The 24,667-nt window shown below is 62.0% G+C and carries 25 protein-coding genes and 1 pseudogene; 12 read left to right on the top strand and 14 right to left on the bottom strand.

The features are described 5' to 3' along the window. Positions 1-1,408 precede the first annotated feature (1,408 nt). Both V2B23_RS16445 and V2B23_RS16450 read right to left on the bottom strand, forming a co-directional pair. The gene (locus V2B23_RS16445) at positions 1,409-1,696 is read right to left on the bottom strand and encodes a MerR family transcriptional regulator (protein ID WP_430951565.1); all 288 of its coding nucleotides are present in this window, start codon (positions 1,694-1,696) and stop codon (positions 1,409-1,411) included. A gap of 861 nt (positions 1,697-2,557) precedes the next feature. After that, complete coding sequence (locus tag V2B23_RS16450) at positions 2,558-2,752, bottom strand: CsbD family protein (RefSeq protein ID WP_033231811.1); 195 nt, start codon at positions 2,750-2,752, stop codon at positions 2,558-2,560. Between the two features lie 364 nt (positions 2,753-3,116). Here V2B23_RS16450 and V2B23_RS16455 point away from each other — a divergent pair, with 364 nt between their 5' ends. Together V2B23_RS16455 and V2B23_RS16460 are read left to right on the top strand one after the other, a co-directional pair. Beyond that, on the top strand, positions 3,117-3,323 hold the full coding sequence (locus tag V2B23_RS16455; RefSeq protein WP_430951328.1) for a hypothetical protein: 207 nt from the start codon (positions 3,117-3,119) through the stop codon (positions 3,321-3,323). 125 nt (positions 3,324-3,448) lie between these two features. Then, positions 3,449-3,598: a hypothetical protein gene (locus V2B23_RS16460; protein ID WP_430951329.1), complete on the top strand. Its 150-nt coding sequence runs from the start codon at positions 3,449-3,451 to the stop codon at positions 3,596-3,598. A 289-nt stretch (positions 3,599-3,887) separates the two neighbouring features. Here the strand turns inward: V2B23_RS16460 and V2B23_RS16465 are convergent, their stop codons facing one another. Continuing rightward, a complete protein-coding gene (locus V2B23_RS16465; protein ID WP_430951330.1) occupies positions 3,888-4,340 on the bottom strand; it encodes an SPW repeat protein in 453 nt (150 codons plus the stop codon). Positions 4,341-4,401: 61 nt separating this feature from the next. On the opposite strand from V2B23_RS16465, the gene V2B23_RS16470 reads away from it, so the two are divergent. Next, positions 4,402-4,638: a hypothetical protein gene (locus V2B23_RS16470; protein ID WP_430951331.1), complete on the top strand. Its 237-nt coding sequence runs from the start codon at positions 4,402-4,404 to the stop codon at positions 4,636-4,638. A 34-nt stretch (positions 4,639-4,672) separates the two neighbouring features. Here the strand turns inward: V2B23_RS16470 and V2B23_RS16475 are convergent, their stop codons facing one another. After that, complete coding sequence (locus V2B23_RS16475) at positions 4,673-6,370, bottom strand: 3-ketosteroid-delta-1-dehydrogenase (RefSeq protein WP_430951332.1); 1,698 nt, start codon at positions 6,368-6,370, stop codon at positions 4,673-4,675. Positions 6,371-6,513: 143 nt separating this feature from the next. After that, positions 6,514-7,950 (bottom strand): MFS transporter, encoded by a 1,437-nt coding sequence (locus tag V2B23_RS16480; RefSeq protein ID WP_430951333.1) that lies wholly within the window; start codon positions 7,948-7,950, stop codon positions 6,514-6,516. Positions 7,951-8,211: 261 nt separating this feature from the next. Here V2B23_RS16480 and V2B23_RS16485 point away from each other — a divergent pair, with 261 nt between their 5' ends. After that, on the top strand, positions 8,212-8,481 hold the full coding sequence (locus tag V2B23_RS16485; RefSeq protein ID WP_430951334.1) for a hypothetical protein: 270 nt from the start codon (positions 8,212-8,214) through the stop codon (positions 8,479-8,481). A gap of 67 nt (positions 8,482-8,548) precedes the next feature. Here V2B23_RS16485 and V2B23_RS16490 read toward each other — a convergent pair whose 3' ends face one another. Beyond that, positions 8,549-10,504 carry an ABC1 kinase family protein gene (locus V2B23_RS16490; RefSeq protein WP_430951335.1) on the bottom strand — a complete coding sequence of 652 codons (1,956 nt, stop codon included), beginning with the start codon at positions 10,502-10,504 and terminating at the stop codon, positions 8,549-8,551. A 165-nt stretch (positions 10,505-10,669) separates the two neighbouring features. Between V2B23_RS16490 and V2B23_RS16495 the strand changes: the two genes are divergently transcribed. After that, a complete protein-coding gene (locus V2B23_RS16495; protein ID WP_430951336.1) occupies positions 10,670-11,128 on the top strand; it encodes a hypothetical protein in 459 nt (152 codons plus the stop codon). A gap of 134 nt (positions 11,129-11,262) precedes the next feature. After that, a complete protein-coding gene (locus V2B23_RS16500) occupies positions 11,263-11,685 on the top strand; it encodes a hypothetical protein (RefSeq protein ID WP_430951337.1) in 423 nt (140 codons plus the stop codon). Between the two features lie 25 nt (positions 11,686-11,710). Here V2B23_RS16500 and V2B23_RS16505 read toward each other — a convergent pair whose 3' ends face one another. Next, positions 11,711-12,619: a hypothetical protein gene (locus tag V2B23_RS16505; RefSeq protein ID WP_430951338.1), complete on the bottom strand. Its 909-nt coding sequence runs from the start codon at positions 12,617-12,619 to the stop codon at positions 11,711-11,713. Positions 12,620-13,062: 443 nt separating this feature from the next. On the opposite strand from V2B23_RS16505, the gene V2B23_RS16510 reads away from it, so the two are divergent. The 6 genes and pseudogenes from V2B23_RS16510 to V2B23_RS16535 form a co-directional block, all read left to right on the top strand. After that, complete coding sequence (locus tag V2B23_RS16510) at positions 13,063-13,623, top strand: hypothetical protein (RefSeq protein WP_430951339.1); 561 nt, start codon at positions 13,063-13,065, stop codon at positions 13,621-13,623. Next, positions 13,620-14,795 carry a PrsW family intramembrane metalloprotease gene (locus V2B23_RS16515; protein ID WP_430951340.1) on the top strand — a complete coding sequence of 392 codons (1,176 nt, stop codon included), beginning with the start codon at positions 13,620-13,622 and terminating at the stop codon, positions 14,793-14,795. The genes V2B23_RS16510 and V2B23_RS16515 overlap by 4 nt, the downstream gene beginning before the upstream one ends. A 437-nt stretch (positions 14,796-15,232) precedes the next feature. Then, a complete protein-coding gene (locus V2B23_RS16520) occupies positions 15,233-15,718 on the top strand; it encodes a nuclear transport factor 2 family protein (RefSeq protein WP_430951341.1) in 486 nt (161 codons plus the stop codon). Positions 15,719-15,735: 17 nt separating this feature from the next. Next, positions 15,736-15,864, top strand: a complete 129-nt coding sequence (locus V2B23_RS16525) for a hypothetical protein (RefSeq protein WP_430951342.1) — start codon at positions 15,736-15,738, stop codon at positions 15,862-15,864. A gap of 81 nt (positions 15,865-15,945) precedes the next feature. Then, on the top strand, positions 15,946-16,878 hold the full coding sequence (locus tag V2B23_RS16530; protein WP_430951343.1) for a DUF6226 family protein: 933 nt from the start codon (positions 15,946-15,948) through the stop codon (positions 16,876-16,878). A gap of 262 nt (positions 16,879-17,140) precedes the next feature. After that, positions 17,141-17,414 (top strand): annotated as a pseudogene (locus V2B23_RS16535) (arylsulfatase); the annotation flags it as partial. A gap of 521 nt (positions 17,415-17,935) precedes the next feature. On the opposite strand, the gene V2B23_RS16540 reads toward V2B23_RS16535, so the two are convergent. The 7 genes from V2B23_RS16540 to V2B23_RS16570 all read right to left on the bottom strand — a co-directional run bounded on the left by V2B23_RS16540 (position 17,936) and on the right by V2B23_RS16570 (position 24,656). Then, complete coding sequence (locus tag V2B23_RS16540; RefSeq protein ID WP_430951344.1) at positions 17,936-18,763, bottom strand: crotonase/enoyl-CoA hydratase family protein; 828 nt, start codon at positions 18,761-18,763, stop codon at positions 17,936-17,938. Between the two features lie 53 nt (positions 18,764-18,816). Beyond that, positions 18,817-19,734 carry an alpha/beta fold hydrolase gene (locus V2B23_RS16545; RefSeq protein WP_430951345.1) on the bottom strand — a complete coding sequence of 306 codons (918 nt, stop codon included), beginning with the start codon at positions 19,732-19,734 and terminating at the stop codon, positions 18,817-18,819. A 29-nt stretch (positions 19,735-19,763) separates the two neighbouring features. Next, positions 19,764-20,924, bottom strand: a complete 1,161-nt coding sequence (locus V2B23_RS16550) for an acyl-CoA dehydrogenase family protein (RefSeq protein ID WP_430951346.1) — start codon at positions 20,922-20,924, stop codon at positions 19,764-19,766. Between the two features lie 25 nt (positions 20,925-20,949). Beyond that, a complete protein-coding gene (locus V2B23_RS16555) occupies positions 20,950-21,711 on the bottom strand; it encodes a 3-hydroxyacyl-CoA dehydrogenase (protein ID WP_430951347.1) in 762 nt (253 codons plus the stop codon). A 28-nt stretch (positions 21,712-21,739) separates the two neighbouring features. After that, positions 21,740-22,933, bottom strand: a complete 1,194-nt coding sequence (locus V2B23_RS16560) for a thiolase family protein (RefSeq protein WP_430951348.1) — start codon at positions 22,931-22,933, stop codon at positions 21,740-21,742. A gap of 158 nt (positions 22,934-23,091) precedes the next feature. Further along, positions 23,092-24,252, bottom strand: a complete 1,161-nt coding sequence (locus V2B23_RS16565; RefSeq protein ID WP_430951349.1) for a thiolase family protein — start codon at positions 24,250-24,252, stop codon at positions 23,092-23,094. Beyond that, positions 24,249-24,656 (bottom strand): Zn-ribbon domain-containing OB-fold protein, encoded by a 408-nt coding sequence (locus V2B23_RS16570; RefSeq protein ID WP_430951350.1) that lies wholly within the window; start codon positions 24,654-24,656, stop codon positions 24,249-24,251. Before V2B23_RS16570 ends, V2B23_RS16565 begins: the two co-directional genes overlap by 4 nt. Positions 24,657-24,667: the final 11 nt, after the last annotated feature.

The following is a 24,667-nucleotide window of genomic DNA, read 5'->3' on the forward strand; positions in this document are numbered from 1 at the left end:
CTTAGGACTCTCACGACCACGGACACGTGGGTATCAAGCGAACGTCCAGCAGCCGATGAGCTCGAGGATCTCCCCAAACTCTGGAGCCACGACGGAACCGTCAGTCGGTGGTGCGCTCGGCCCGTAGACGCCGCTGCGCCGCGAAACCGCGCGGGAGGACGGTGGGTCCGATGACACTCGCTATCTGCTGGCGACAGCCCCGACCGAACTTGGATCCACAGCGAAACGGCAGTGGACCCGATCCTGCGTCGGGGGCTTCGAAGCTACCTCACCGAACCGATAGCTCTTCGAAGACTGCTCAACGGGTGGCGGGTGTCTACCCAAGTTGTCGGGAATCAGGGGGTGAAACATGCAGATCCTTGCGTTGCGGACGGAAGCACTCCATACGATGCCGCTTCCAGAAGCTGCTTGCGACGGCTGAATTACCCAGGCGCATACCTGACTTGGTGGTTTCGACCCGACCGGTCGATATCGCGACTCGAGGCCCGATCAATGAGCGCTCATCTCCCTGAACTGGGCACGATTTCAAGGCAGATCGAGGTGATAGAGATCCGCAGTGCCCGGAGGGTTTCACCACTGCTCCGGCCCACTGTGACACCAATCCGATACCCCGAGATCCGTCAGCCGGACTTGTTCGCAGGACGACCCAAATCCGATGCATGACAAATCAATTCGAATGGCATCGGCTGGCGGCGCCGGGGTGCAGATGCCACTCGCGGTGAGCAACGCATGCCCTTTGAAAGACCGCTTGAAAGACTGCACTCACAGGGAAGCGCGGCGAGTTCCCCGGGTTCGGATATCAGCCAAGACGCCGGTAGAAACCCGCTGTTTGGTTTTATTGCTAATTCAGCGGGGCAAGGGGGTACCTACCCACACCGGTTGAATTACCTGTTTCGGTACCCGTTTTCAGCTGCGTCGATGCGCGTCACACTGTTATGTGAGAACCAGAGCGGACAATCGGATTTTTCTCGAATAATGCCGTCAACTGCACTTATCTCTTACGACTGGGATGCCGACGCACCGATTCACGAGCGGTCTCCTACTCAATGTCGGGTGCTACGTGGCGAACGCTAGACCATGCCCGCGATCGCTTACTCCTGTCCGCATCTGTCGATTCCCAGAACTTCACGCCACCAGGACTCTCGTTCGTCGGATTCCGTCCAAACAACTGGATCCATGTCACTCCTATTTTTCAACACACCTTCCCCACTGTTACCCATCCCACAATTCCTGAAACCCGGCACCAACGTGACGGAATGCGTGGATGAACGTCAGAGGACGGAGACAAAGGACGAATCGACGGCAGCGCAACGCTCCCGACCTCGACACAAAAGCTGTTGCGGAGTGGGCGTGAACACATCCACGTGAGCGACCGGTAACCGCTGATCGGCGGCAGTCCCGCGCGGTGTCATTCGGGCGAGGTGCCGGCGTCGTTCTCCCCATGGCGGGCTTGCTGGAGTTCGGCATTGATACGACGCGCTTCGGCAAGTTGATCTTCGAGGATGATGATGCGGCACGCCGAGTCCAGAGCCGTGCCATTGGCGACAAGCTCATGAGCGCGCGCGGCGATCCGGAGTTGGTAGCGAGAGTAACGCCGATGCCCTCCCTCGGACCGTTGCGGGGCGAGGAGCTTAGCGGCGTCGAGACTGCGCAGGAAAGCTTGCCTGACGCCGAGGATATCTGCGGCCTGGCCCATGCTGTAGGCCGGATAGTCCTCGTCGTCGAACCTGTCGGACAGTGCACTGTGCGGGGGTTCAGCCGGAATGAGTGGCCTCTTTCTGTCAACGGACGGGACCCCCGGCGCCGTAGAGGCCGCCGGGGGTCGGGGTTGAACTTCCATTACACAACTGCACTCTTTCGAGCTCCCGGACCCAATCGTGCTGTCCGGTAGCCGCTCTCAAGGGGCTGCCGAGGTCGTACACACTGACAACACAACCAACGGCCTCGACGCGACCCTGCCCTGCGGTACCGCTTGCGGGTAGTTCATTTCTCCCGCACTTCTTGATTCGTTCTTCCTTGCAAGAGATAACCTACAACGGCTTCAACGAAATGTCTACCCTCGTCGCTACAGAAATTTTCCAGTGACGTCTGGAACAATGCTCCTATGCGAAATACCCCGAAATCCGACTCCTTGCTCCGCACTCAGTTGGACAGGGAGGAGTTCGAAGCGTCTCAGGAGGATCGCGACCGCGATGTATCGAGGTCGGATGAGGACTTCACAGGGTCAGGATCGCGAAGTCGCGGCACCACGATGCGTACCGCACGGGCGGACCTGTCGACGCATGCGCGCGGGGTGGAGAACATGAACGAGGCCTTGCACCCACGACAGGATTGATATCCCGTATCGCTGTGCGGCGGGGTGTCGGCCGCTTCGAGAGCAGTCACATGCGGGCAGCGAACGTTTTCTGACGATGTGGAGGCGGAGCGAGCAACCGCTGCATCTCTCCGTTGCACTCGTCGCGTTTGTCGCGATTTCGATCGTCGCGTCGGGGTAGTCGCCCTGCCGAGCCACGAGGGCTTGAACTGATCCCCTCCCCACTGCACTGGTGGCGATGGGTCAATGTTTGAAGGCGTCCCTGAACTTTCGCCCCGCCTGTTTGAGCTTGTCGCCGGTTTGTTTTGCCTGGCCTTTGGCCTGTTCAGACCTTCCCTCGGCCTCCATCTTTTCGTTTCCCAAGCTCTTGCCCACGGTCTTCTTGATGACACCCTCGGCGGTTTCTGCCTTGTGCCTGATTCTCTTCACGATGCTCATGGCGGTTCTTTCTGCTCGATGATCGTCGGTCGAACGGGTTTCGCCAGGCGCCTCCGCCGGAACGTACATGAAGACGATGATCATGCTGGCCTCCCGGCCACACAGTAATGCCCAGTCAACGCCGCATTCCGTTGCAGGTCAACACCGTAGATCGAAGCAATGAACCCAGAACGGTGGGCCAGAGGGGAGAATCTCGCGACACGAGCGAATGACGACGGCCCGACCGCTCGAAGGTGCGTGCTTACATACGCGATTGGGTTGGCTTCGCAGCGAGATCGTGTCCAATCCAGTTGGCTGACAAAAGAACCTGCGGCGACAGTGCGTCCAGGTCCGGAGAAGCGGAGACTGGAGACAGGAGGTCATCATGCGTGTGCTCCGTGGTTTGTTCGACGCGCTCCTGGGGGTCGTCACGGCTGTGCTCGGCGCAGTGCTCGGAATGCTTGCGACCGTGGTGTGGCTTGTCGGTGCCGTACTGTGCGTGACGGTTATCCTGATTCCTCTGGGAATCCCCGTCATCAGGCTAGGTCGCCGACTCTTCACTCTTGCGAGGCAGCTGATGCACCTTCCGTAGGCCTGCCCACACGATTTCCTTAATTGTGTTCATCCTGTGCGATCCCGGCGGTCATCACCGAATCGTCTCGGCAACAGGCAATCACCGCATGAAGTTGTCGGGTTCGTAGGGCGAGAAGTACTTTGGTGGCGCGCGAGGATGAGTCCGAAGACGACGCCTGCGTCTGCATGGGCGGCTGTAACCAACCCGACCGACTCCGGCAGGAAGCGCTGCTCGGGTGCGGGTCCACCGACCCCGGCGTCGCCACGTTCTGCGACGACGTCGGTGGCACATAACCAGCGACCGTGAGACCAACCTACCCACCAATCAGACTGTGCACCAAGAATATCCGCCTTCCGGGGTGCAACGTGCGGTCGTCCATCGCTATGGACAGATTGTGCTCGAACGAACAGCTTGATGGCCGGCGAGAAGGTCAGATGTGTACTCGCGACGCCTGCCGGAACACCACATCACACCTGGAGGAGGGCTTACGGCCGCGTGCCTGAATGCCTACCGAGGTAGCCGGAAAGGCCGCGCCCGGCTCGGGTGACGATCAATACCCAAGCCGGCTACCCGTATCGGCAGTCACTGCGGTTTCGGTTCACGTCGCTGAAGACCGCGCCCCATACCCAGTGCAGCTGTGGCGAGACCTAGAACGCAGACAAGTGCTCCCACAACCACATTGGACCAGATCATGGAAGTGCTGGTATCGACACCCGCAACGATCCAAGGCGAGACGATCAGCCAAATCCCGAGTAGCGGTGCAACGAATGTCATGCCGTGGGTGCGGCCGTAAGCGGATCCGAATGCCACCGCAAGCAACCCGATCGCAGCACCACAGATCAAGTTGGTGACACTGAGGTTGGTTTGAGCCGTGAAGCCGATGATCCACGCGGACGCCGCTGCGTACAGTCCGGACAACAACATCAGCCCCTCGACGACTTGGGCGGTTGGTTGTTCGGCGGCCTGATCGTAGCGCTCGCGCAGTGCAATGATGTCAGGGTGAGTGTGCATCGGTGCGTGGGTAGATGATGACATGTGATTCATCTCCTCGACCGGAGCGGAGGGCAAAGGTTGCCCTTCCGATCCGTATGTATGTATGGCAGAGGTACAGACGCTTTCCGTTTCGGTCGTCACCGGTGAAGATTGCCTGACGAATGCGAGCCTTGTCGGTGCTGCCGAAATCGGTGAGGGCACTGGACCACCACATACGTACCCAATCAGGCGTCTGCCAAAAGCAATAATCGAAGCAATAATCAAGAAGATGACGGTGCGTGGAGCCCTGCACGCCGAACGGGAGACCAGGGCACGTTCCGGCATCGGAAACGTGCGCTGATCTCCCGTTCGGTGGATCCTATTGCTTGGTTGAGTTACCGCTTCGCTGCATGATGCGCTGCGATGTAGCCGTAAACCAGTCCCTGGCCGATCGTCGCGCCCGCGCCCGGGTAGGAGTGGCCGAACGCATTCGCGGCGGTGTTGCCGATCGCGTACAGCCCGTCGATGGAGCTGCCGTCCTCGCGGAGGACTCGGGCGTGGGCGTCGGCGCGCACGCCGCCGCATGTGCCGAGGTCACTCAATGTCATCTTCACCGCGTAGAGGGCGTTCTTGTCGAGCGGCCTCAGGTTCGGGTTCGGGGACACTGTCGGGTCGCCGTAGTAGCGGTCGTATGCGCTTCCACCGCGGCCGAATTCGCCGTCACTACCGGCCGCTGCGGCGTCGTTGAACTTCTGGAACGCCTCAGCGAACGCATCCTCAGGCAGACCGGCCTTACGGGCGAGTTCGGTCGGGTTGCTCGCCTGATGCGCGATACCCTCCTCGAAGAACGACGGCGGAAGGGGCTGGCGCGGGAAGATGCCACCGGCGAACACGTAGCTGTTGCGGTACTCCTGGTCGAAGACGATCCACATGGATTCTGCGGGGTCGCCCGCCTTCTCCCGGTCGAGCACGCACTGACCGAACGTCATGTAGTCGGTGGCCTCGTTCACGAAGCGTCGACCGGTGTGGTCGACGATGAACGAGCCAGGCAGTGCACGCTCGGCGAGCATCACCATCGGTGGTCTCCCCTTGATGCTCGCGACCGCCGGGAACCACCACGACTGGTCCATCAAGCCGATGTCTGCGCCCAGTTCCTGCGCGACTTCGATTGCCTCGCCGGTGTTGCCTTCGGCGCCGAGGCTCTCGTGCTCACCGAGGCTCTCCGACTGGTACTTGTGGCGCCACTCCATGTTGTGATCGAAGCCGCCGGCGGCCAGCACGACGCCGCGCCGGGCCGTCACGGTTACCTCACGTCCGTCTTGCACGACTACTGCACCGGTTACGCGGTCACCTTCGGTGATCAGCCGAACCAACGACGTTTCCGTCCACACCGGAATACCTGCCTGAACCACACCTGCAAACAGGCCGGCGGCGAGCGCCTGACCACCTGCGATGTATTCACGCTTGAGGACGTACTTACCGAAAACGCCCTGAGACAAGCGGCGGATGATGCGCGGAAAAGCCTTGGTCGGCTTCTTCGCCATCAGGTTCATCCACTTGTAGTCCGCGCCGGTCACCGGCATCGGCAGCCCGGCTTCCATCAAGCCGGGGCGCAGGCGGCCGCGTTCCTCTCCCAGCACCGAAGCGTCGAACGGCTGGCACTCGCAGGTGCGGCCGGCAGCGCTACCGCCGGGCAGTTCGGGGTGGTAGTCGGAGTATTCCTTGGCCCAGAAGAACTTCATGGGCGTCGTGCGGGAGAGCATGTCGATCGTGGCGCCACCATTGTCGACGAATGCCTCGCCACGTTCGGCTGGTGCCGTATCACCGACTACCGCACGCACATACGTCTTCGCGCGCTCAACGGTGTCGCCCGCATTGGCAGCTGCAAGTACCGGGTTGGCAGGCATCCAGAACGCCCCACCGGACCGCGCCGTCGAACCGCCCACGTACTGCGTCTTCTCCACGATCAGCGTGGACAAGCCGAGCTCGTTTGCGGTGAGGGCGGCAGCCATGCCGGTACCGGACCCGATTACCAGCAGGTCGACTGTGATGTCGTCGGCCCGTGTCGCGGGGGGTGCCTGATTCTTAGCCATTAAACAAATCCCTTCACGTGGTTTATCGAGGTAGAACGCTAGGGCAGGCGCGGGGCAAGATGGTCCGGATGCCCAGTCAGCGGGATTTTTTACGCGGATTGTTGGTGCATTGCGGCCGTCACAGCCGAATCATGACGTGCATGTCAGCGCTTTTCGTACCTGATCCCGAGAGCAAGAATGATCGTGACGACACACATGGCCACGAGCATCGCGCAGACAGCACCGAGCGCGGCAACTGTCGGTGTGGACGTGCCGGGAACCACGAGAGATGCGAGCAGAACTGTCGTAATCGACGTTCCGACGGCCATCGCTGCAGTTCGCACAACCGACTGACTACCGACAGTCTCGCTGGTGCTGTGTTCGGGAACGAATTCCACGAGGAGATTCGACAACGCCGTGTATGCAAATGCCGTTGCTATCGAGACGACGACGATCAGCATTGTCATTCCGACCACTGAACCGTGGAATACGAGAAAACCGGAACATGCCCCGAGGAACAATGCGGTTCCAATCAGCAACGCGGTGCGCGCGCCAACCGACGCTGCCAATTTGCCTGCGAGCGGTGTGAACAACATGCCGACCATCGCGCCGATGAACGACAGGAGACCGGCGGTGGTGGGTGAAAGCCCGAGCCCGAACGGTGAGGTTTTCGGAGATTGCATGATGATCGGAATGAGCATGGTGACCACACCGATCGGACCGAGCCCGAGAGCGATCGTGCTCAGCATGGTCAAAGCGATGTTGCGTTCAGCAAGCAAGCGCAAGTTGACAATTGGGGATGCGCAGTTCAACTCCCACCTCACCCACCAGGCAAGGACGACGGCGCCGACGAGCAGGAGGCTGAGTACCCGAAGATCGTCCCAGCCCCACGACTTTCCTTGCGTGAGCCCCAACAAGATAGACGCCACTGCGACGGCTAGTGCCACTGCTCCAGCGAAATCAACAGGCTGTCGATGGTAGGTCCGACGGCGCCACGGCAATACAACTTCAACCAGGATGATGCAGACGACGGCGTAGGCGGCAGTGACGACAAAGATGTACCGCCAATCGCCGAGATCGATGATCACACCCGCAACGACCAGCGACGCCGCACCGGCGGCAATGGCAGATCCCGCGATCAGCGCAACAGCCATCGCCACCTTCTCCACGGGCAGATGCTCGCGGGCCAAACCGATGCACAGCGGCAGAATCGCACCTGCGACGCCCTGAATGGCACGGCCGATAATGATGCCCTCCAGCGTTCCAACTGCCATGCTCACAATCGAGCCGACGGCGGCGAATGCCAGCACGACCATCAACACGCGTTCGCGGCCGTACATATCGCCGAGCCTGCCGCATACCGCAGCAGAGGATGCCGCGACCAGCAGGAACGCGGTGACGGACCATCCCACAGCCGACGCGTCGGCGTCGAAGATCTCGGCGAAAGTCGGCAGCGCCGCGTACATCATCGACGTCTCGAATGCGCTGATCACCTCGACCGTGATCAGCACGGTCAGTATGAGCCAAACCGGTCGGGACCGTTCGTATCGACGTTCGACATAGCCTGCCAGCGGTCTAGTTGGTTTCACCGTTGTCCGCATTCATGCTCCTCTTGGGTCGATATCGCTCGAAAACGGTAACAATGTGACTCTTGATACAACTTTTCCATTCCGATCAGTGAGACTGCCTCGAAGGTGTATAAAGCTGGCGCGCGGACGTACCCAGTCTGCAGGAACAATCCTCGGATGTGTCGTAGAGTTCCGTCGGCGGCAAAACCCGACCCCCGTCGCGCCCGCACCGACCAGCACCGATGCCCGCGCGTCGTAGGAGTCGTACAGTCGCGGGCAGAGACCAAGGAGGCGATGACGTTGAGCGCACAGTTCGATGACGAGACGACGACCAATCCCGACGAGACCAATCCCGACAACGAGTCACAGTCGAATAATCCTGCTGACGAACATTCATCCGGCGAGGTAGCCACGCCCACCAAACGTGACCGTGAATTATCCGAATTGGTGGACGGTCTAGAAGAACGTATCTCCGCCGAGCGCGAGGCTGCAGCGGTGCCGGGCAACGCAGCCGAACGTAAACGCACGACGCAAACCGATCCCGACGACCAGGCACCGGACTGACTCCGTCGCAACGCATTTCCCTCTTGCGGGGAAATTGGGCGACGTCACCCGGAAAGCAAGGTTTTCATTACCTGTCGTCAAGGGTGAACATGCGGAACACGGTCCGCATACACAGAACGACCCCGGCGAAGCCTAAGACCGCACTGGCGAGTGCATAGCCTGACAACTGAGGTGTGAGCTGCGGGCCGCCGGGTACGAACAGCAGAATCGCCGCGACAAGCAGCGCGGCAACTCCAGCCCCCATTCCCAGAGCGTTGTTCGCCGACCGTCGGAGCCATCGCCTGTCGTCGGGGTGAGCGACAGAACGGGTGCGGAGAGTGAAGCTTCCCGACGCGAGAGAGGTTGCGATCTGGTCGAGCTGACCGGGAAGACGCCGCACTACCGCGGTTGTGACCGCCGTCGTCGACAGAATCGCCTGCGCGGCCGCTGCCGGGCTGGCGACCTGAGCCAACAGTCGGGGAACTTCGGCGCGAACCGCGGCGACGAGGTCGATGTGTGGATCCAGCAGCCGCAGTGCGCGCTCCAATGACGCGAGTGAACGGAAAGCTGCCGCGACGTCTCCCGGCACTCCTATTCGATGATCTCGAAGCACGGTGAACATGCGCGCGAACGATGCCATGGAAACATTGGGTTGAACACTGAGCAGGGTGATCTCGCGGCCCACCTGGTGTCGCAGCGCTCCGCGTTCCACATCGGCGGGTACGTCGAATGCCATCAGCATCGCGTCGACGGTTGCCACCGGGTCGCCTGCCAGAGCAGCGTTCAGGAGTACGGCGAACAGTATCCGTGTCTCCCCGTCCAGCACGCCCACTGCGCCGAAGTCGAGTAGCCCTACCCGACCGTCGCGAAGGATCATGATGTTGCCGGGGTGCAGGTCGGCGTGGAACACCCCGTGGACAAAGATCCCGTCGAGCAGTGACGCAAGCAGTTCGGTGGCAATTTTGCTGCGGGTGCCGTGGTCGACGTCGATGAGCGCTGCTTCACCGTCGGAGAGCGGTGTGCCGTGAAGCCGTTCCATCACGACCACCCGTCCGCTACTGAAATCGGGATAGATGTGTGGAACGACTACATCCGGGCGGTTCACCATGGTGGCAGCAATCGCGGCGGTGTTCGCGGCCTCGGTACGGTAGTCGAGCTCTTCGAGCAGCGACGTGACGAGCCCGCCGGCAAGTCGGTGAGCGCCGATATCGCGCGCCCAAGGAAAACGGGTTTCCGCGAGGGACGAAACGCGAAGGAAGATATCGCAATCCACGCTCACTTGTGAGCTCGCCTCGGGTCGTTGAACCTTCACCACCACATCCACGCCTTCGTTGGTGCGCGCGGAATGTACCTGTGCGACAGAGGCGGCGGCGAATGGTTCCTCGTCGAACGACGCAAAAACCTCTTCGGGGGTGTCGCCGAGTTCCGATGCCAGCAGCTGTGCAATGCGGTCGGGATCAGCCGGCCGTGCCGAACTTTGGAGCGTCGAGAGAGCGCGAGCCAGCCCTGGTGGTACCAGGTCGTCTCGTGTGCCGAGGATCTGTCCCAACTTGACGAAAGTGACGCCGCACCGGTTGATAACTTCCACCAGCGCGTCCCCGAACTGAGGTGCGGACGGTCCTGCACGGAGAGCCGACCCACCTCCAGCTCGCGCGACGATCCCCATGATCTGGGCGTACCGCTTTGTTCGGCGCCACGATTTTCGGCTGCGCCGCAGTGCTTCTGGCACACCTGGTACGGACCCCGTAGGAATGACAACTTCAAGGAAGACCAATGCAGCCAGGCAAGCCGCGAAAACCCAGAGCGCGGCGACTCCGAAGAAGGTGAGCGCAATTCCCTCGCTCACCAGTAGTCGACCGTCCGGGCTCGCAATTCCGGCGAGCGTTGCGACGTAGCTCGCCAGCGAAACACCCACCGAGAGCGCTGTCACCGAGACCACCAGTGTCCGCGGCCACCCGACTTTCGCCCCCAGCGTTCGTCGCATGGCGACCGCGAGTGCTGCGGCAAGAATCGGCGTCGCGATAATCCAGACGATCAAGTCCATGGCGGTAGCGTAGAGGTTCACTACCTGCGTTTCATCCGGGAAACCCCGAGTCCGCCAATTTCGAATTAAGGTGCCGGCGGCGCCGATTCCACCCGCATCCCTACCGGCGGGCTGGGTACCGAATCGGTCGGCCCCACGGCTACACCGGCACCCTAAGCTGATCTCGTGACGACACACTCCGGCTTCGCAATCGTCGACGAAACGCTCGGCACTTTTGTCCGCGGGCATCACATCTTGTCCGATGGCGTGCGATTGGACGACAACTACTTCAGTCTGACCCGCAACATCGACGGGCGGGCAGTCGGATTCATTGCCCACTCTGTCGACCCCGACTCCGTACGCGGCATGCTCCCCCGCCTGCACCACGTCTTCGATCAGCTCCAATTCCTCCATCATCTAGCTGTTCGAGCGGTCGTCCTCGAGTTCAGCGAGGACGCCCCGTCCACAGAAGAACTCGACGACGCACAACGGGACCTGACACTCGATGCCGTAGAGGTATTTCCCGACAACGACGTCGTCCTGGATCTGACAGATACGTGCGGTTCACACTTCATGGACGGATACTGGCCGGCGGTCCGATTCAACGGCGACGACGAGGTCGTCAAGGTGACGGTCGAATCCTGAGCGCGACTGGGCGTCGCAACGCTATCCGGAATCGCGAGCATATTTCCGGCACAGGTCAGACCTAGCTCCTAGCCCGTCAGCCGGACTACCTCATCTGCTGCGCGAACCGAGTTGCCCCGCGATATTGTCAGGGCATGGCCCGTTCCGGCGTTTCCTGGCGAACCCAAGCAATGGCGTGGCCGCTGATCACGGGTGCCGGATACGGAAGCTACCTCGCGCTGCAATTCGCAGACCCCCGTGATGTCGGGAGCATTCTCAGAGCGGTACTCCTCGGATCGCTATGCTCTCTTCCCGCTGGCGCACTACTGGGAATTGCAGCGATTCTGACCGGAAAAGGTGTCCTTGCGATCGGAGAACACAACTCCCGAGCCTCGGCGCCGACGAGCTGGAGGCTTGCATTCGCAACCACGACAGCGCTGGTGACGGCAATGATCATCATGACAGCGCTGTCCGTCACAAGACTCGACGGGTGGACGACCGCTGCGTCGGCGCTGACGATCGCCACCATCTCTTTCGCTGCAGCATCCTGCTATTACCCCGTGACCGCTTCCCACTGAATGGCTGGGCAGTACGAAAGTCGAATCACTCGAAATAGGACGCATAGTCACTGAAAGGAACCTGGCCGGTGGGGCTGGACGTTATCGCGTCGGCGACGGCAGAAGGAATAGGAGCCCACTGGGCAGGCATCGCCGCCGCCAGGGAGGGCTTCAATATGTAGAGCAGCGCAAAGTTCACTATCCAGAGCGGCGGCGCCATCGACATACCCACCTTCGAGCTCGCACCGCCCTTGGTATTGGTCACCAGTTGAGCTGTGCCCGAAATCTGCTGCGAGGCAAAGCCATAGACCGCTTGCACCGTGTAGGCCGACTGATAGAGCGCAACCAGAGTGCGTGTTGCACCGTTGTTTCTCATCCAGGTGCCCACAAAACCGCCAGGAGCGATCAAGGAGTTCACCTGCCTCGTCGGCGCGTCCGCGTTGGCCGGACTCTCCAGCAGCCCACTGGTATTCACGTAGAGCCCGTAGCTGGCCAGAACCGACGGCGTCGCATTGCCGTCGACGATGGAATAGAGGGGACGCCCGTTCGTATTGGTGAGGATCCAGGCGCATGCATCGATCACCTCGGCAGCTTCGAGACTGCCGCCGACCCCGCCACCCGTGACGAGGTCGTGATATTGCTGCTCCGACAACGCATCCTCACTGTCCAGCCCGATCTGGGCGGCAATCTCGTCTGCCGCTTGTTGACCGAGTGGCTGGTTCAGCTGACCGGGGCTGGTCATCTGCGTCGGTGCCAGGTGCTCGTAGCCAGGGGCCCCGGAAAACGGGATCGCGAACCCGGTGTCGACGGTCTCTGCGGCCGGTTCGCTACTGGCTGTCTGGGGAACTGCCAGAGCAACGAGGCAGGCTCCGACCAGTGCCAGCACCGAGATGCCCTTGCGGCGGGCTCGCACTCCGCATCGATGTCCCGGACTCGTTAAACCTATGCCCTGCATACTCGTTAAACCTGTGCCATGCATGCGACGACCTCCCAGAACACCATCGGGCGTTTCAACACGAGCGCGCGTCTCAGTCAAACGCCGCGACTGACGCTGTGTCAAGGACCACGTCGTCAAGGCTCGCGTCCACTCACGCCAGATGCGACGGAATCGGTGAGCCAGTCGACACCGGAACCGCCACAGCGGAAATGAAGAATGGCCGCTTGCCAGATCACATGCCCCGGACTGTCCACGTTGCCGCCGTGTCGATGGGTGGCTGGTGACGGCACGCACTCCGCACCCACCGTCGGTCCAATTTTCTGGGATAGTCAATACACATTTCGGCACAATTGGAACGAGGAATTTTGAGCATTACCGGGAGTATCCCGTCGAAACATGAACACAGAACGCATCGACGACGGCCACCAGTCGATCACCGCTTCCTCGGGTTCGACACTCGCGTGTTTCCGCACGCAGTCGCAATCCTGGCCGTATGGCTACTGTGGGTTGTGATCATGCCGGCCATCGATTCTGCTGTGTCGTCGGAAGATCCGACCGTTGCCGGCGAGCGCCTGGCGGTGACCGAGTCCGTGTCGTTCACTGTGCCCGAGGGCTGGAATATCGACAGCGGCTTCCGCATCGACCAACGCGGCGCGTCCGATTCCGTGCCGCGGGTGGAACTGACCGGCAGCAGCGTGAGTTTCCTCGTCGACGCTGACGACTTCACCGGCACCGCCGACGAACTTCTCTCACAGGTCGACGCTGTGAGTGTCGCGACAAACGGAAGCTCGGTACTCGCCATGTCCGGCGCACCGCAGCCCGTCACCACCGACGGTGGTTTGACCGGCGTCCAGATTCGCTTCGATACACCCCGCGCCGCGGGATCGATGACGACGTTTGTCGTTGGCGACAAGGGAATTCGGGTGCAGGTGGTCGGTCCGCCCGACCAGATCGCAAGTCGCAGTCAAGAAATCGCCGATATGATCTCGTCATTCGGCACCACCGAGGGAGACATCAAGTGAGCGCCGACCTGCTCGAGAACCGCTCCCAAGCACTAGAGGCGACGGCGTGGGGCGAGAAATTCCGGTTTATCCAGCCGCGCAACGTCGTGTTCTGGATATACCTGTGGATGTGCGGCGTCGGCGTGGTCAAAGCCTGGCAGATGTTCGCGCCCTATTCGGGATACTTCGGGCAAGCACTTCTTGTCGCCGGCCTCGTCGGCGTCATCAGCGCTGCGGTGTGGACATGGTGGTTCCGGCACGTCGACCGGTACGAACGCCAACCCGTGGGATTGGTGCTCACCGGCTTCGTCTGGGGCGCCACCGCAGCGACGTTCACCATCGCGATCTCCGGTAACACTGCACTCGGCTCGCTCTACTCGAAACTTGTCGGGCAGGTATGGGCGCAGGATTGGCAAGCCGGACTCTCGGCACCGCTAGTGGAGGAAACCGCGAAAGGCATCGGCATTGTTGTTCTCCTCGCGCTTGCGCCGCGACTGGTCCGCACCGCAACCGACGGACTTCTACTCGGCGCGTTCATCGGCTTGGGATTTCAAACCAGCGAAGACTTCTTGTACTCGGTTGTCGGTGCGACACAAGGCTTCGGTGCCCACCAAACCGACGGGCTGATCGGTTCTATTGCGCTTCGCACATACTCCGACATCGTTTCGCATCCTCTCTTCACCGCACTATTCTGTGCCGGAGTTATCTATCTGATCGGCACACCGGCCCAACCTCGCAGAATCGGACGCGGGTTGGCGTTGATCGTGGCCCCGATTCTGATTCACGGCGTATGGGACTCGATGCTGGCACTCGCCGGCGGCAACAAATCCATCGTGGTGGTCATCATGATCGGCGACGTCATCTTCGCATTGACAGCGCTGTGGATCGCGTTTGTCTGGGCCCACCCACGCGAATCCCATTTCGTCCGTGATGTTCTCGCTCCGGAAATCGAATCCGGAGTATTGACCGATGACGAAGTGACTGCTGCCGGTGGGTGGCGACAACAGCGCGCTTACGTCAAAGCCGCACAGACCCGCGCGGAGCGCCGCCAACGACGTCACATCGTTCGCGCTGCGTTGGATCTGTGTGGGGACCTCGCTGTCAGCAAGGGCCTCGACAGTCCCGAAGTTGTCGAAGCACGCAACGAGATCACCCGCCTCCGACACGGAATCGCCGCAGACTCGCAGTCCTAGGTGAGGGTTAGCTCCGCATAGGACGATCGGGCAGCTCGAGCGCTGCCCGTGTTACGACGATTTCTCCGTGTCCGATGGTCGAGATACGCGTTGTGCCACAACAATCTGGGCGCCTGATCAATCACATTGGTCAGGCGCCCAGCTCTATCTGCAGGTGGGACCACTCGTGGCTCTCAATGATGTTCCCTACCAGGTGGATAGCTCTGAAGTACACCGAACTCGGCTGCTCGGCGTTGCGTAGTCCATTCACCGGGACGTAGATGGGCAAATACTTGTCGGGAACAGTCGTCGACTCCGACCCCATCCCGGTCTCCGACATCCGCAGCGCAGTTTCGCTCTGCCTTGCTACTGTCCGGAACGCAACATCGAATTCGTTGCCATACGTGCATGTTCTACCCGAGGTCGGCTGCAACACCTAACCACACCAAGGAGATCCGATGACCGATATCACCGCGCTGGTCCACTCACTCATCGAACGAGTGCAAATACTCGAAGACGAGATTGCAATCCAGAAACTCGTCACGGCGTACGGTCCCGCCGTCGATGCCGGAGAGGCGGACAAAGTCGGGGCTATGTGGACCGAGGATGCCGTGTACGACATCGATATTCGCACTCTGAACGGTCGAGCCGAGATCGCCGAGATGGTCCGCACCACACCCCACCAGGACTACATCAATACCGGTTGCGGCCATATTCTCGCCCCGCTCAACATCGTCGTCGACGGCGACAAGGCTACTGCGACGGGCCATTCTCAATTGCTACGCCGCAACGAAGGCGAAGATTCGTTCCGTGTCTGGCGTGTCGCGGCGAACCGGTTCGATCTCGTGAAGATCTCGGGCGAGTGGAAGATCAAGCAGCGCACCACCCGCTTACTCGACGGAAGCGCGCCCGCTCGCGATTTGCTTGCGCGAGCAGGCAACTGAGTCGAGCATCTCGCCGAGTGAGCAGAGATCGAGCAGTCCAGTACAGCGTCACCATCGCCGAAGTCGACCCCGAGGCCACGGGTATCGCCGCACCGATATTCGGCGATTCCGGAACGGTCACGGCTGCACCGAGCGTCGGTTCCTGAACTCTGCCGCCCAACTCATCGAAGACCAAAGTACCTGGCACCATTGACTGGCCACGCCCTCAGTCGAGAATGAGCTACCCGATGACGGGTAGTGTCCCTCGGGTGGCTATAGATCCGGCAAAGTCGTGGTGGGAGCGTTACAACGAGGCCGTCCGCAGCGTGCACGAATCCGGTTGGGGCGGAAATACTTCGGTGCTCTCGCATGAGATCTGCGAACTGCTCGTCGACGTCGATGCGGCATTCGCGGTCACCGGCGCGCAGACTCCCGGATGGCCGAACCCATATGAGGATGGCCTCGATCCGGACGAGGCGGCCTACGAGCGTGCCTCCAATCCGGAGAAGTACCTGATCGTGGTCGCCAGAGCACAGGCATGGACAAAGGTTCTCCTCGACCGAGGCTGGGCGCAAGAAGCATCACCCGTACGGTGGGCGCTCCGCCCCTTCGATTCCGGCGGAGCAGACACCGTTCTCCAACCTGCGAGTAGCGGCGCCATTCCACTGGTATTGACGACGCACTCACCGGTGGACAGCAATCATCCGTTCAACGTGTCGATCAGCGCAGGCGACCCAGCTGTGTGCTTGGCGTCGATTCCCGACTGCGCCTGCGACGCGTGCGACAGCGGGTCGGCCACACTGCTCGAGGAGATCGACACATTGGTGCTGTCTCTCGTCGACGGCTCACTCCAGGTCGACGTCGCCGCCAAGAACTTGTCAATTCGCACTCTTTCGGTGCCCGAAGTGGCACGGCCCAGAATTTCGATGAACCTACGGACTTCACGGCGACACCATGGCCCACGAACTGGACGGCACGCCCCTTGTCGGCCCCGATCACGACTCAGCACCCCGGACGCCCCTTCCCGCGAACGGTGTCCGGAACTGCCGCCCGTGCGGTCAACCGTCGACTGTTACGCAAGCCCGGAGTTGCGGGTGCATCGCAAATCTACCGCCGCACAGACGAATAGAATCGGCAGCAGAGTACCTGACCCAAAATTTGTAGCGGCCACATGCTTGTGACTATTCGACTACATCAGGTTCGCGGCAGCTATCGATCGGTCGACTCAATCAATTCACATGCAGCCCAATATAAATCGTCATAAACGAACGCTCCTCTCGTTGCGTTCTCAATGCATCCACCACCGACCCGGGTCGCTCCTCACGACTCGTGGAGGGCTTGCACCGCGTTGTTCGAGTAGCAGGAGATTGCAAGCCCTGGCCACGCCGCGGTGATGGTGATGTAGTTGATGGGTGGGGGGAACCCCGACATGAGGAGCAGACAATGGCCAAGACATTCAGGGGCGTAGTCAACCTCGACATACGAGACTCCATCCCGGACTGGGCCCCGTACGAGCAACCTAAAGCACCGTCAGACTCACCGAACGTGCTGTACATCGCCCTCTATGGGCAGTGGCACACCCACAGCCCTGTGCTCGCCGACTCGGTCCTACCTACTGACGGGCCGTAATCACACAACCAACGGAATGGCCTGCATCAGCGAAGCGGCCATCGGATTCCCGAGTGCAAACGGGCACATTCCGCCGCAGTGCGCCACCCACAGAATCGGACCGTGAAACATAACCGGCGAACCAATCAGCCCGGCAGCGACCCCTCACGCAAGTTCGAGACTAATGAAGCGCTGACCAGGATAATGGTCGAAGATCGGCATAATCGCCAGCAGTCCGCACCGAAAAGTATGCCCCTACCAAACGATGTCAGATAGGTAGTGACATGCCCGGAAGGTCGTCAGAGCCTGGTATTGGATAAACGGCAGCCCGAGGCATATCAGCGGCTAATGCGGATCGCAGGAAGCTTCGGAGTGGACGAAGACACTAGCACCCGGGTACGCAGCGCCGTGGGTAGATACCCGAGCAAGTGGCAGAACAAAGTGAAGGAACAGTGGTCAGGCAGAGGCGCGAGAGCTGGTTTGGATGAGTCATGCCCCCATCGGTAAGGGCTGGCGTGTCGACGCGGCCGCCCGGTAAAGGGTTGCCGCGATGAGGGATTCGAATTCCAGGCGGTTTACCGATCCCTGCTGATCGTGGTCCTGCCGGCGTCGAGCCGACCACGGACGGGGTTAGCGTCGGTGCACTCGGCTGAGCCGGTCGGTGACGATGCGGCTTTGTTCTTCTGAGCCGATCAGTTCCGCGATAGCGACCTGCTCGGCGTCGAGGCCGATCGCCAGCTCGACCCGGCCGGCGGCGTCGATTAGACGTTTTGCATGACTCAAGGCGGTGCGGCTTCGGGATGCCAGCTGCTCTACGAGTTCAATTCCGGCAGCAACAGGATCGATCGCGATGCGAGTTGCCAAGCCGAGGTCGCGGGCCTCAGTCCCGGACACTTCGCGGCCGGTGAAGATCATGTCCTTGGCGACATCGCGGCCCACCAGCTCAGGCAGCAGTTGTGTGCCGGCCATGTCAGGTACCAGACCCCATTGGATTTCCAAGGCGGCAAGCCGGGCGTCGGGTGCAACGACCCTGATGTCCGCACCCAATGCGAGCTGGAGTCCTCCGCCGAATGCAACACCTTGGACTGCGGCTACTACTGGTACCGGCACCATTGACCACACATGAACTGCTTTCTGCGCCAAGGCTCGTGCTGCTCCTAGCCGATCGCCGAGCTGCACCGCGTCGGCGGTTCCGGCACGCATCTGCTCGATCTGTTGTAGGTCGAGTCCGGCGCAGAAGCTGCGCCCGGCGCCACAGAGCAGCACTGCAGCAACCTCTGGCTGAGCCATGAGCGACTGGCCCGCGGTCACGAGGGCCTCAAGCATCTCTACGTTGAGCGCGTTGAGCTTTCTGGGCCGGTTGAGCTGCACAATCGCGGTGCGACCGTCAATTGTGAGGGTCACTCCTGGGCTTCCCGGGCCTTGTTCGCTGGACGAAGCCGTGGTGGTCGTGGTCACTGATGGATCTCCTTCTCCGACAGGGCGAGCCGTGGTCGTGGTGCGCTGCGGCGCTACTTTTGTTCTTCCTGCCGACTGTGCTGGCGCAGGAATTCCCCGAGTTCTGTTGTGAATTGGTCGTTGTCGTCTCCAGCGACCATGTGGGCGGCGCCGAGCACAGTGCTGACCTGCGCGTGCGGCATGAGCCGTCGGAGCGTGTTCACGCCTTCGTCGGTGACGATGTCGGAGCGGGATCCGCGGATGAGCAGGGTTGGTGTGGTGATGGCTGCGGCGGCTTGTTCGAGCTGTTGGGCGAGGTCGATGTCGTCACCTTCCTTACCGCCGGAGAAGAACTTCGGATCCCAGTGCCAGTGCAGGCGTCCGTCGCGGGTGCGCAGGTTTTTGCGCAGGCCTTCGATCCGCGGCGGGGTGGGTCGGGTCGGGTTGTAGGCGGTGACCGCGGCCGCTACCTGCTCCAGGTTGTCGAAGCCGTCGGGAGCGGCCGTGACGAACTGGAGAATTCGTTCGAGTCCTTCGAGTTCGACCCGGGGGGTGACATCGACCAGGACCAGAGCCGTCGCCAGATGTGGGTTTCGTGCCTGCGCGATGAGGCCCGCTGCTCCGCCCATGGATGCGCCGACGAGAATGACTTTGCGGGGTGTCGGCGGCTGATCCTGAGCGGAGCTGAGCACCCGGTTGAGCTGGTCGATGATATCGACCACGTCGTCAGCGAGGTCTGTGAAGTTGTAGTTTCCCGACTCCGACCATCCGCTGTCGCCGTGACCGCGGGCATCGAAGGTGGAAACAGTCCATCCGTCGGAGTAGAGGCGCTCGGCGGTGCGTCGCCAAGAGTGGCGAGTCTGTGCGCCTCCGTGGGAGAGCAGGATGAGCGTGCTGTGGTCGTCAGGGTTGTCCCACAACTCTACAGCGAGCCGGCCAGCACCGCCGGTGAGGTCCAGCAGTGTGCTGTTTGGTGAATAGGGTTCTGACACAGCGGTCCTCAGATCTTTGCGGTAGGACGTCAATGGGTTGCGCGGTGTGCGATGTCTCGGCCGATGATCTCTTTCATGATCTCGTTGGTACCGCCGTAGATCGGCAGGATGCGGGCATCGGCATACGCCTTGGCGATCGGGTATTCGAGCATGTAGCCGTATCCGCCGTGCAACTGCAGGCAGCGGTCCACGATTTTGTTGTGCATGTCCGAGAGCCAGTACTTGGCCTGTGCTGCGTCGACGGCGGAAAGCTCACCGGCGTTGAGCAATACGGTGGCGCGGTCGAGAAGCGAGGTACCCGCCTCGAGGTCGGTCGCGATCTCGGCCAAGGTGAATCGCGTGGCCTGGAAGTTACCGATGGGCTGGCCGAACGCGTGTCGCTCGAAACAGTACGTCCGTGTCCACTCGAACGCTGCCGCCGCAGCAGCCACAGCGGTGGCAGCGATGGACATGCGCTCACGCGGAAGCCGTTCCATCACATGAACGAAACCCTTGCCCTCGTGACCGAGAAGACTGTCGGCGGGCAGTCGCAGATCATCGAAGAACAGTTCGGCAGTGTCATTGCTGCGCAGCCCCAGTTTCTCGAGTTTGCGCCCGCGCCGGAACCCGGGCGCGGTCGTCGGCACGAGGAACAGGCTCATGCCGCGGGAGCCTGCACCATGGGTGGTCTTGGCCAAGACGATCACCACGTCCGCCGCGATTCCGTTGGTGATGAAGATCTTCGAGCCCTGCAGTACCCAATCGTCACCATCACGTGTGGCAGTGGTTCGAATGCCCTGGAGATCGCTTCCGGCGCCCGGTTCGGTCATCGCCATAGCGCCGATGGCCGTGCCATCACACAACGACGGCAACCAACGCTGCTTCTGCTCATGTGTTCCGAGATCGACCAGGTACGGAATGACCAGATCGTCCTGGACACTGGTGCCGGCGTTGAACGAGTTGGCGCCGACGGCAGCGAACTCCTCCATCTGGACCATCCGGAACCGGAAATCGGGTATTCCGCCGCCGCCGTACTCACCAGGCACGGAGATCCCGAGCAGTCCTGCTTCACCGGCCGCCTTCCAGGCGTCACGGTCGATGAACCCTTCCGAATCCCACCGTTCGATGTTCGGGGTGATGTGTTTGGCGATGAAGGCCTTGACGCTGCTGCGGAAGTCCTCGTGGTCCTGGTCGTAAATCGAGCGTTTCATGATGTCCTGTGTGAGAGAGATGAATTCAGCGCGGGGCCATGCGGATGGCGCCGTCGAGACGGATGGTCTCACCGTTGAGCATCGGGTTCGACACGATGTGCGCGACCAAGGCGCCGTACTCGGCTGGGTCGCCGAGACGCGACGGATGCGGCACCTGCCCGCCGAGGGACTTCTGAGCTTCCTCGGGCAGTGATGCGAGCAGCGGGGTCTTGAACAGGCCCGGGGCGATGGTGTTCACGCGGATCAGCAGCGACGCGAGGTCCCGCGCGATCGGCAGGGTCATCCCGACGACGCCGCCCTTGGATGCGGAGTACGCGGCCTGGCCGATCTGGCCGTCGAACGCGGCGACCGAGGCGGTGTTGACGATGACGCCGCGCTCGCCGTCGATCGGCTCCGTCTTCGAAATGCGCTCGGCGGCAAGACGTAGAACGTTGAAGGTGCCGACGAGGTTGACGTTGACGACCTTGGTGAAGAGATCGAGTGGGAAGGCTCCTTTGCTGCTCACCGTTTTCGCTGCCGGTCCGATGCCGGCGCAGTTGACGGCGACACGCAGCGGGCCGAGCGACTCCGCGACATCGAGGGCTGCGGCGACGGCGGACTCGTCGGTGACGTCGGCGGCGGCGAAGCGGGCGCGGTCGCCGAGTTCTTCCGCGATGGTCTCACCGTTCGACGACGGCAGGTCGATGATGACGACCTGGGCACCGTCGGCGAGGAGGGCTTTGGTGGTGGCGAGACCGAGGCCGGACGCGCCACCGGTGACGACGGCGACGCTGTCATTGACGATCATGAGTGTTCCCTTCTAAACATACTGTGGCTCAGAGGCGTTCGATGATGGTGGCGTTGGCCATGCCCGCGCCCTCGCACATGGTCTGTAGGCCGTAGCGGCCACCAGTGGCTTCGAGCTGGTTGACCAGGGTGGTGAGCAGGCGGGTACCGGAGGAGCCGAGGGCATGGCCCAGGGCGATGGCACCGCCGCGCGGGTTCAGCTTCGTGGGGTCTGCATTGAACTCGTGCGCCCATGCCAGCGGCACGGATGCGAATGCCTCGTTGACCTCGTAGGCGTCGATGTCCTCGATGCTGAGGCCAGCCCGGGCGAGGATCTTGTGGGTGGCTGGGATCGGGGCGGTCAGCATGAAGATCGGGTCGTCGGCGGCGACGGCGAACGAGTGGAACCGCGCCCGCGCGGTCAGTCCCAGTTTGCTGGCGGCCGTCTCGCTCATGATCAGGACAGCGGAGGCGCCGTCGGTGAACGGCGATGAGTTGCCCGGGGTGATGCGCCAATCCAGGTCAGGAAATCGGCTGGCGTAGGTGTTCGTGTGGAACGAGGAGGCGAGGTTGCTCAACCCCTCGACGGTGGTACCCGCGCGTACCGTTTCGTCCACTGTGTGAGCGATGATGTTGCCCTCGCCGCTGCGGACGGCGATGGGCACGATTTCTTTGTCGAAGGCGCCGGCGGTGTGCGCAGCCGCGGCGCGCCGGTGTGACTGCGCGGAGAACGTATCGAGGGTGTCGCGGTCGAGCTTCCACTTCGTGGCGATCAGTTCCGCGGAAATGCCCTGGTTGACGAGGCCCTCAGGGTAGCGGGCGGCGATGCCCGGGCCGCCGGTGTCCTTGCCGAGGGTGGTGGTGCCCATCGGGATGCGGCTCATCGACTCGACGCCGCAGGCGATCACGATGTCGTAGGCCCCGGCGATGACGCCTTGCGCGGCGAAGTGCGCCGCCTGCTGGCTCGACCCGCACTGGCGGTCGATAGTGGTGGCGGGCACAGAGTCCGGGAAACCGGCGGACAGGAGCGCGGTGCGCGAGATGTTCAGGGCTTGCTCACCGACTTGGGAGACACAGCCCCCGATCACATCGTCGACAAGTGCCGGGTCGAGATCATTGCGGTCGACGATGGTGCGCAGCACATGGGCGAGCAGTTCGACGGGATGGGTGCCGGACAGGGCGCCGCCGGGCTTTCCCTTACCGGATGCAAGACGCACCGCATCAACGATCACAGCATTGGTCATTGTCAGTTCTTTCTCGATGTGGTGTGCGAGTCGGGTCGCCCGTCGAGCTCCAGTACTCGCCGAGCGGTTGTACGTCGGTGACCCGCCTCCTGGAGGTGCAGCACCGCGACGCATCGCCTCGCGGAAATGCTCGGCCAGGCGTCGCGGTGCTGGCGGGTCTAGGAGGGCTTGTTGCCGTCACCCTGCAGGACGTGGACGACGCAGACGGCGCCGAGGCCGACCATGTGTGCGAGACCAGTGCGGGCGCCGGCGTGCTGGCGGGCGCCCGCATCGCCACGAATCTGCTCGGTGATCTCTGCGATCTGCCCGATCCCGGTCGGGCCGACCGGGTGCCCGGCTCCCAGTAGACCACCGGAGGTGTTCACGGCGACGCGGCCGCCGCGATCGAACTCGCCGGCGGCCAGAGCCTTGACCGCTTGGCCCTCCTCGGCGAGACCCATCGCCTCGACGTACTGCAACTCCTCGATGGTGAAGGCATCGTGCAATTCGACGAGGTCGACGTCTTCGGGGGTGATGCCGGCCTGCTCGTACGCGAGGTGAGTGGTCTCACGTGTCAGTTCCGCATCGAAACTCTTTGCGCCGTAGAGCTGTTCACTGCGCTGCACCGAAGCCAGAACGCGCACTGCTCGCGTGCGGTCGAGCTGTAGCCGATCGATCGCGTCTTCGGAGACCACAAGGGCGGCTGCCGCGCCCTCACCGACGGGGCAGCACTGCAGTTTGGTGAAGATACCGGAAATGGCCGGGCCGCCCAGAACTTCCTCGAGCGTGTACGCCTTCTGACGCTGGGCGTACGGGTTGAGCGCAGCGTTGGAGAAGTTCTTCACCGCGACCGCAGCGATCTGCTCCGCGGTGGCACCGTAGGTGTGCATGTACTCGTCCGCCAACAGCGCGAAATGGGTGAAGGGGGCGACACGGTCTGCGGAAAGCTCGGGAATCCCGGTGTCACGCTCTGCGCGACCTACCATGTTCAGCTTGTCGACTCCCATCGCGAGCGAGACGTCGCTGATGCCGCTGGCGACGTCCAGGCAGGCCAGCCGGAACGCTGACGAACCGGATGCCGAAGCGTTCTCGACCTGAGTCATCGGAGCGCCGTTGACACCGAGATATCGCAGCATCGGACGTGAGGTGGCCATGCCGAGCAGGGCGGTTCCGGTGTACGTGCTTTCGACCTGTGCCCAGGACAGCCCGGCATCTGCGAGTGCGCGGCGGATCGCCGTCAATCCGAGGTCGATGTATGGGGTGGCGCTCGGTGCCTGGAACCGGTGCCGTCCGACGCCGATCACGTAGACCGGCCGCAGTTCTTTGAGGTGTTTGGTCATGATCCGGCGCCCTTCTCGACGTGGAAGCGCAATTCGTAGAGGTCCTCGTCCCCTCGACGAATTGCCGTGGTGGTGGCAACAACCGACTCGCCGATCCGGCCGCTGTCGACGACATCGAGGATGCCGCGAACCAGGGGGCCCTCGTCGAGCACGATGGAGGCGACGGTGAACGGGGTATCAATGTCGGGACTGGTATGGAACCGCACGGTTGCGGTCGCGTGGATCCGGCCACGGCCGGACAGTGGCACAGTGTGCAGTTGTGTGCCGTGGTCACCGTTGAGTAGAGAACCTGCGGCCTGCGGGGGATACGAGATGAATCCGCTGCTGTCACGTACGCCGGCGAGAGTCGGGGTACCGCCCTCGTCGACGCTGTACAGCAATGGCTCGGCTGAATTATTGGTCATCAGAATCACTT

Origin of the sequence: Rhodococcus sp. 24CO (assembly GCF_050586165.1) — a bacterium.
Taxonomy (GTDB): Bacteria; Actinomycetota; Actinomycetes; order Mycobacteriales; family Mycobacteriaceae; genus Rhodococcus_F.

What these genes read in the sequence shown, in the direction of transcription:
- V2B23_RS16445 (WP_430951565.1), bottom strand. Translation starts at nt 1,696, where the DNA reads ATGGGCCAGGCCGCAGATATCCTCGGCGTCAGGCAAGCTTTCCTGCGC.
- V2B23_RS16450 (WP_033231811.1), bottom strand. Translation starts at nt 2,752, where the DNA reads ATGAGCATCGTGAAGAGAATCAGGCACAAGGCAGAAACCGCCGAGGGT.
- V2B23_RS16455 (WP_430951328.1), top strand. Translation starts at nt 3,117, where the DNA reads ATGCGTGTGCTCCGTGGTTTGTTCGACGCGCTCCTGGGGGTCGTCACG.
- V2B23_RS16465 (WP_430951330.1), bottom strand. Translation starts at nt 4,340, where the DNA reads ATGTCATCATCTACCCACGCACCGATGCACACTCACCCTGACATCATT.
- V2B23_RS16470 (WP_430951331.1), top strand. Translation starts at nt 4,402, where the DNA reads ATGGCAGAGGTACAGACGCTTTCCGTTTCGGTCGTCACCGGTGAAGAT.
- V2B23_RS16475 (WP_430951332.1), bottom strand. Translation starts at nt 6,370, where the DNA reads ATGGCTAAGAATCAGGCACCCCCCGCGACACGGGCCGACGACATCACA.
- V2B23_RS16480 (WP_430951333.1), bottom strand. Translation starts at nt 7,950, where the DNA reads ATGCGGACAACGGTGAAACCAACTAGACCGCTGGCAGGCTATGTCGAA.
- V2B23_RS16485 (WP_430951334.1), top strand. Translation starts at nt 8,212, where the DNA reads ATGACGTTGAGCGCACAGTTCGATGACGAGACGACGACCAATCCCGAC.
- V2B23_RS16490 (WP_430951335.1), bottom strand. Translation starts at nt 10,504, where the DNA reads ATGGACTTGATCGTCTGGATTATCGCGACGCCGATTCTTGCCGCAGCA.
- V2B23_RS16500 (WP_430951337.1), top strand. Translation starts at nt 11,263, where the DNA reads ATGGCCCGTTCCGGCGTTTCCTGGCGAACCCAAGCAATGGCGTGGCCG.
- V2B23_RS16505 (WP_430951338.1), bottom strand. Translation starts at nt 12,619, where the DNA reads ATGCAGGGCATAGGTTTAACGAGTCCGGGACATCGATGCGGAGTGCGA.
- V2B23_RS16520 (WP_430951341.1), top strand. Translation starts at nt 15,233, where the DNA reads ATGACCGATATCACCGCGCTGGTCCACTCACTCATCGAACGAGTGCAA.
- V2B23_RS16530 (WP_430951343.1), top strand. Translation starts at nt 15,946, where the DNA reads ATGACGGGTAGTGTCCCTCGGGTGGCTATAGATCCGGCAAAGTCGTGG.
- V2B23_RS16550 (WP_430951346.1), bottom strand. Translation starts at nt 20,924, where the DNA reads ATGAAACGCTCGATTTACGACCAGGACCACGAGGACTTCCGCAGCAGC.
- V2B23_RS16555 (WP_430951347.1), bottom strand. Translation starts at nt 21,711, where the DNA reads ATGATCGTCAATGACAGCGTCGCCGTCGTCACCGGTGGCGCGTCCGGC.
- V2B23_RS16560 (WP_430951348.1), bottom strand. Translation starts at nt 22,933, where the DNA reads ATGACCAATGCTGTGATCGTTGATGCGGTGCGTCTTGCATCCGGTAAG.
- V2B23_RS16565 (WP_430951349.1), bottom strand. Translation starts at nt 24,252, where the DNA reads ATGACCAAACACCTCAAAGAACTGCGGCCGGTCTACGTGATCGGCGTC.
- V2B23_RS16570 (WP_430951350.1), bottom strand. Translation starts at nt 24,656, where the DNA reads ATGACCAATAATTCAGCCGAGCCATTGCTGTACAGCGTCGACGAGGGC.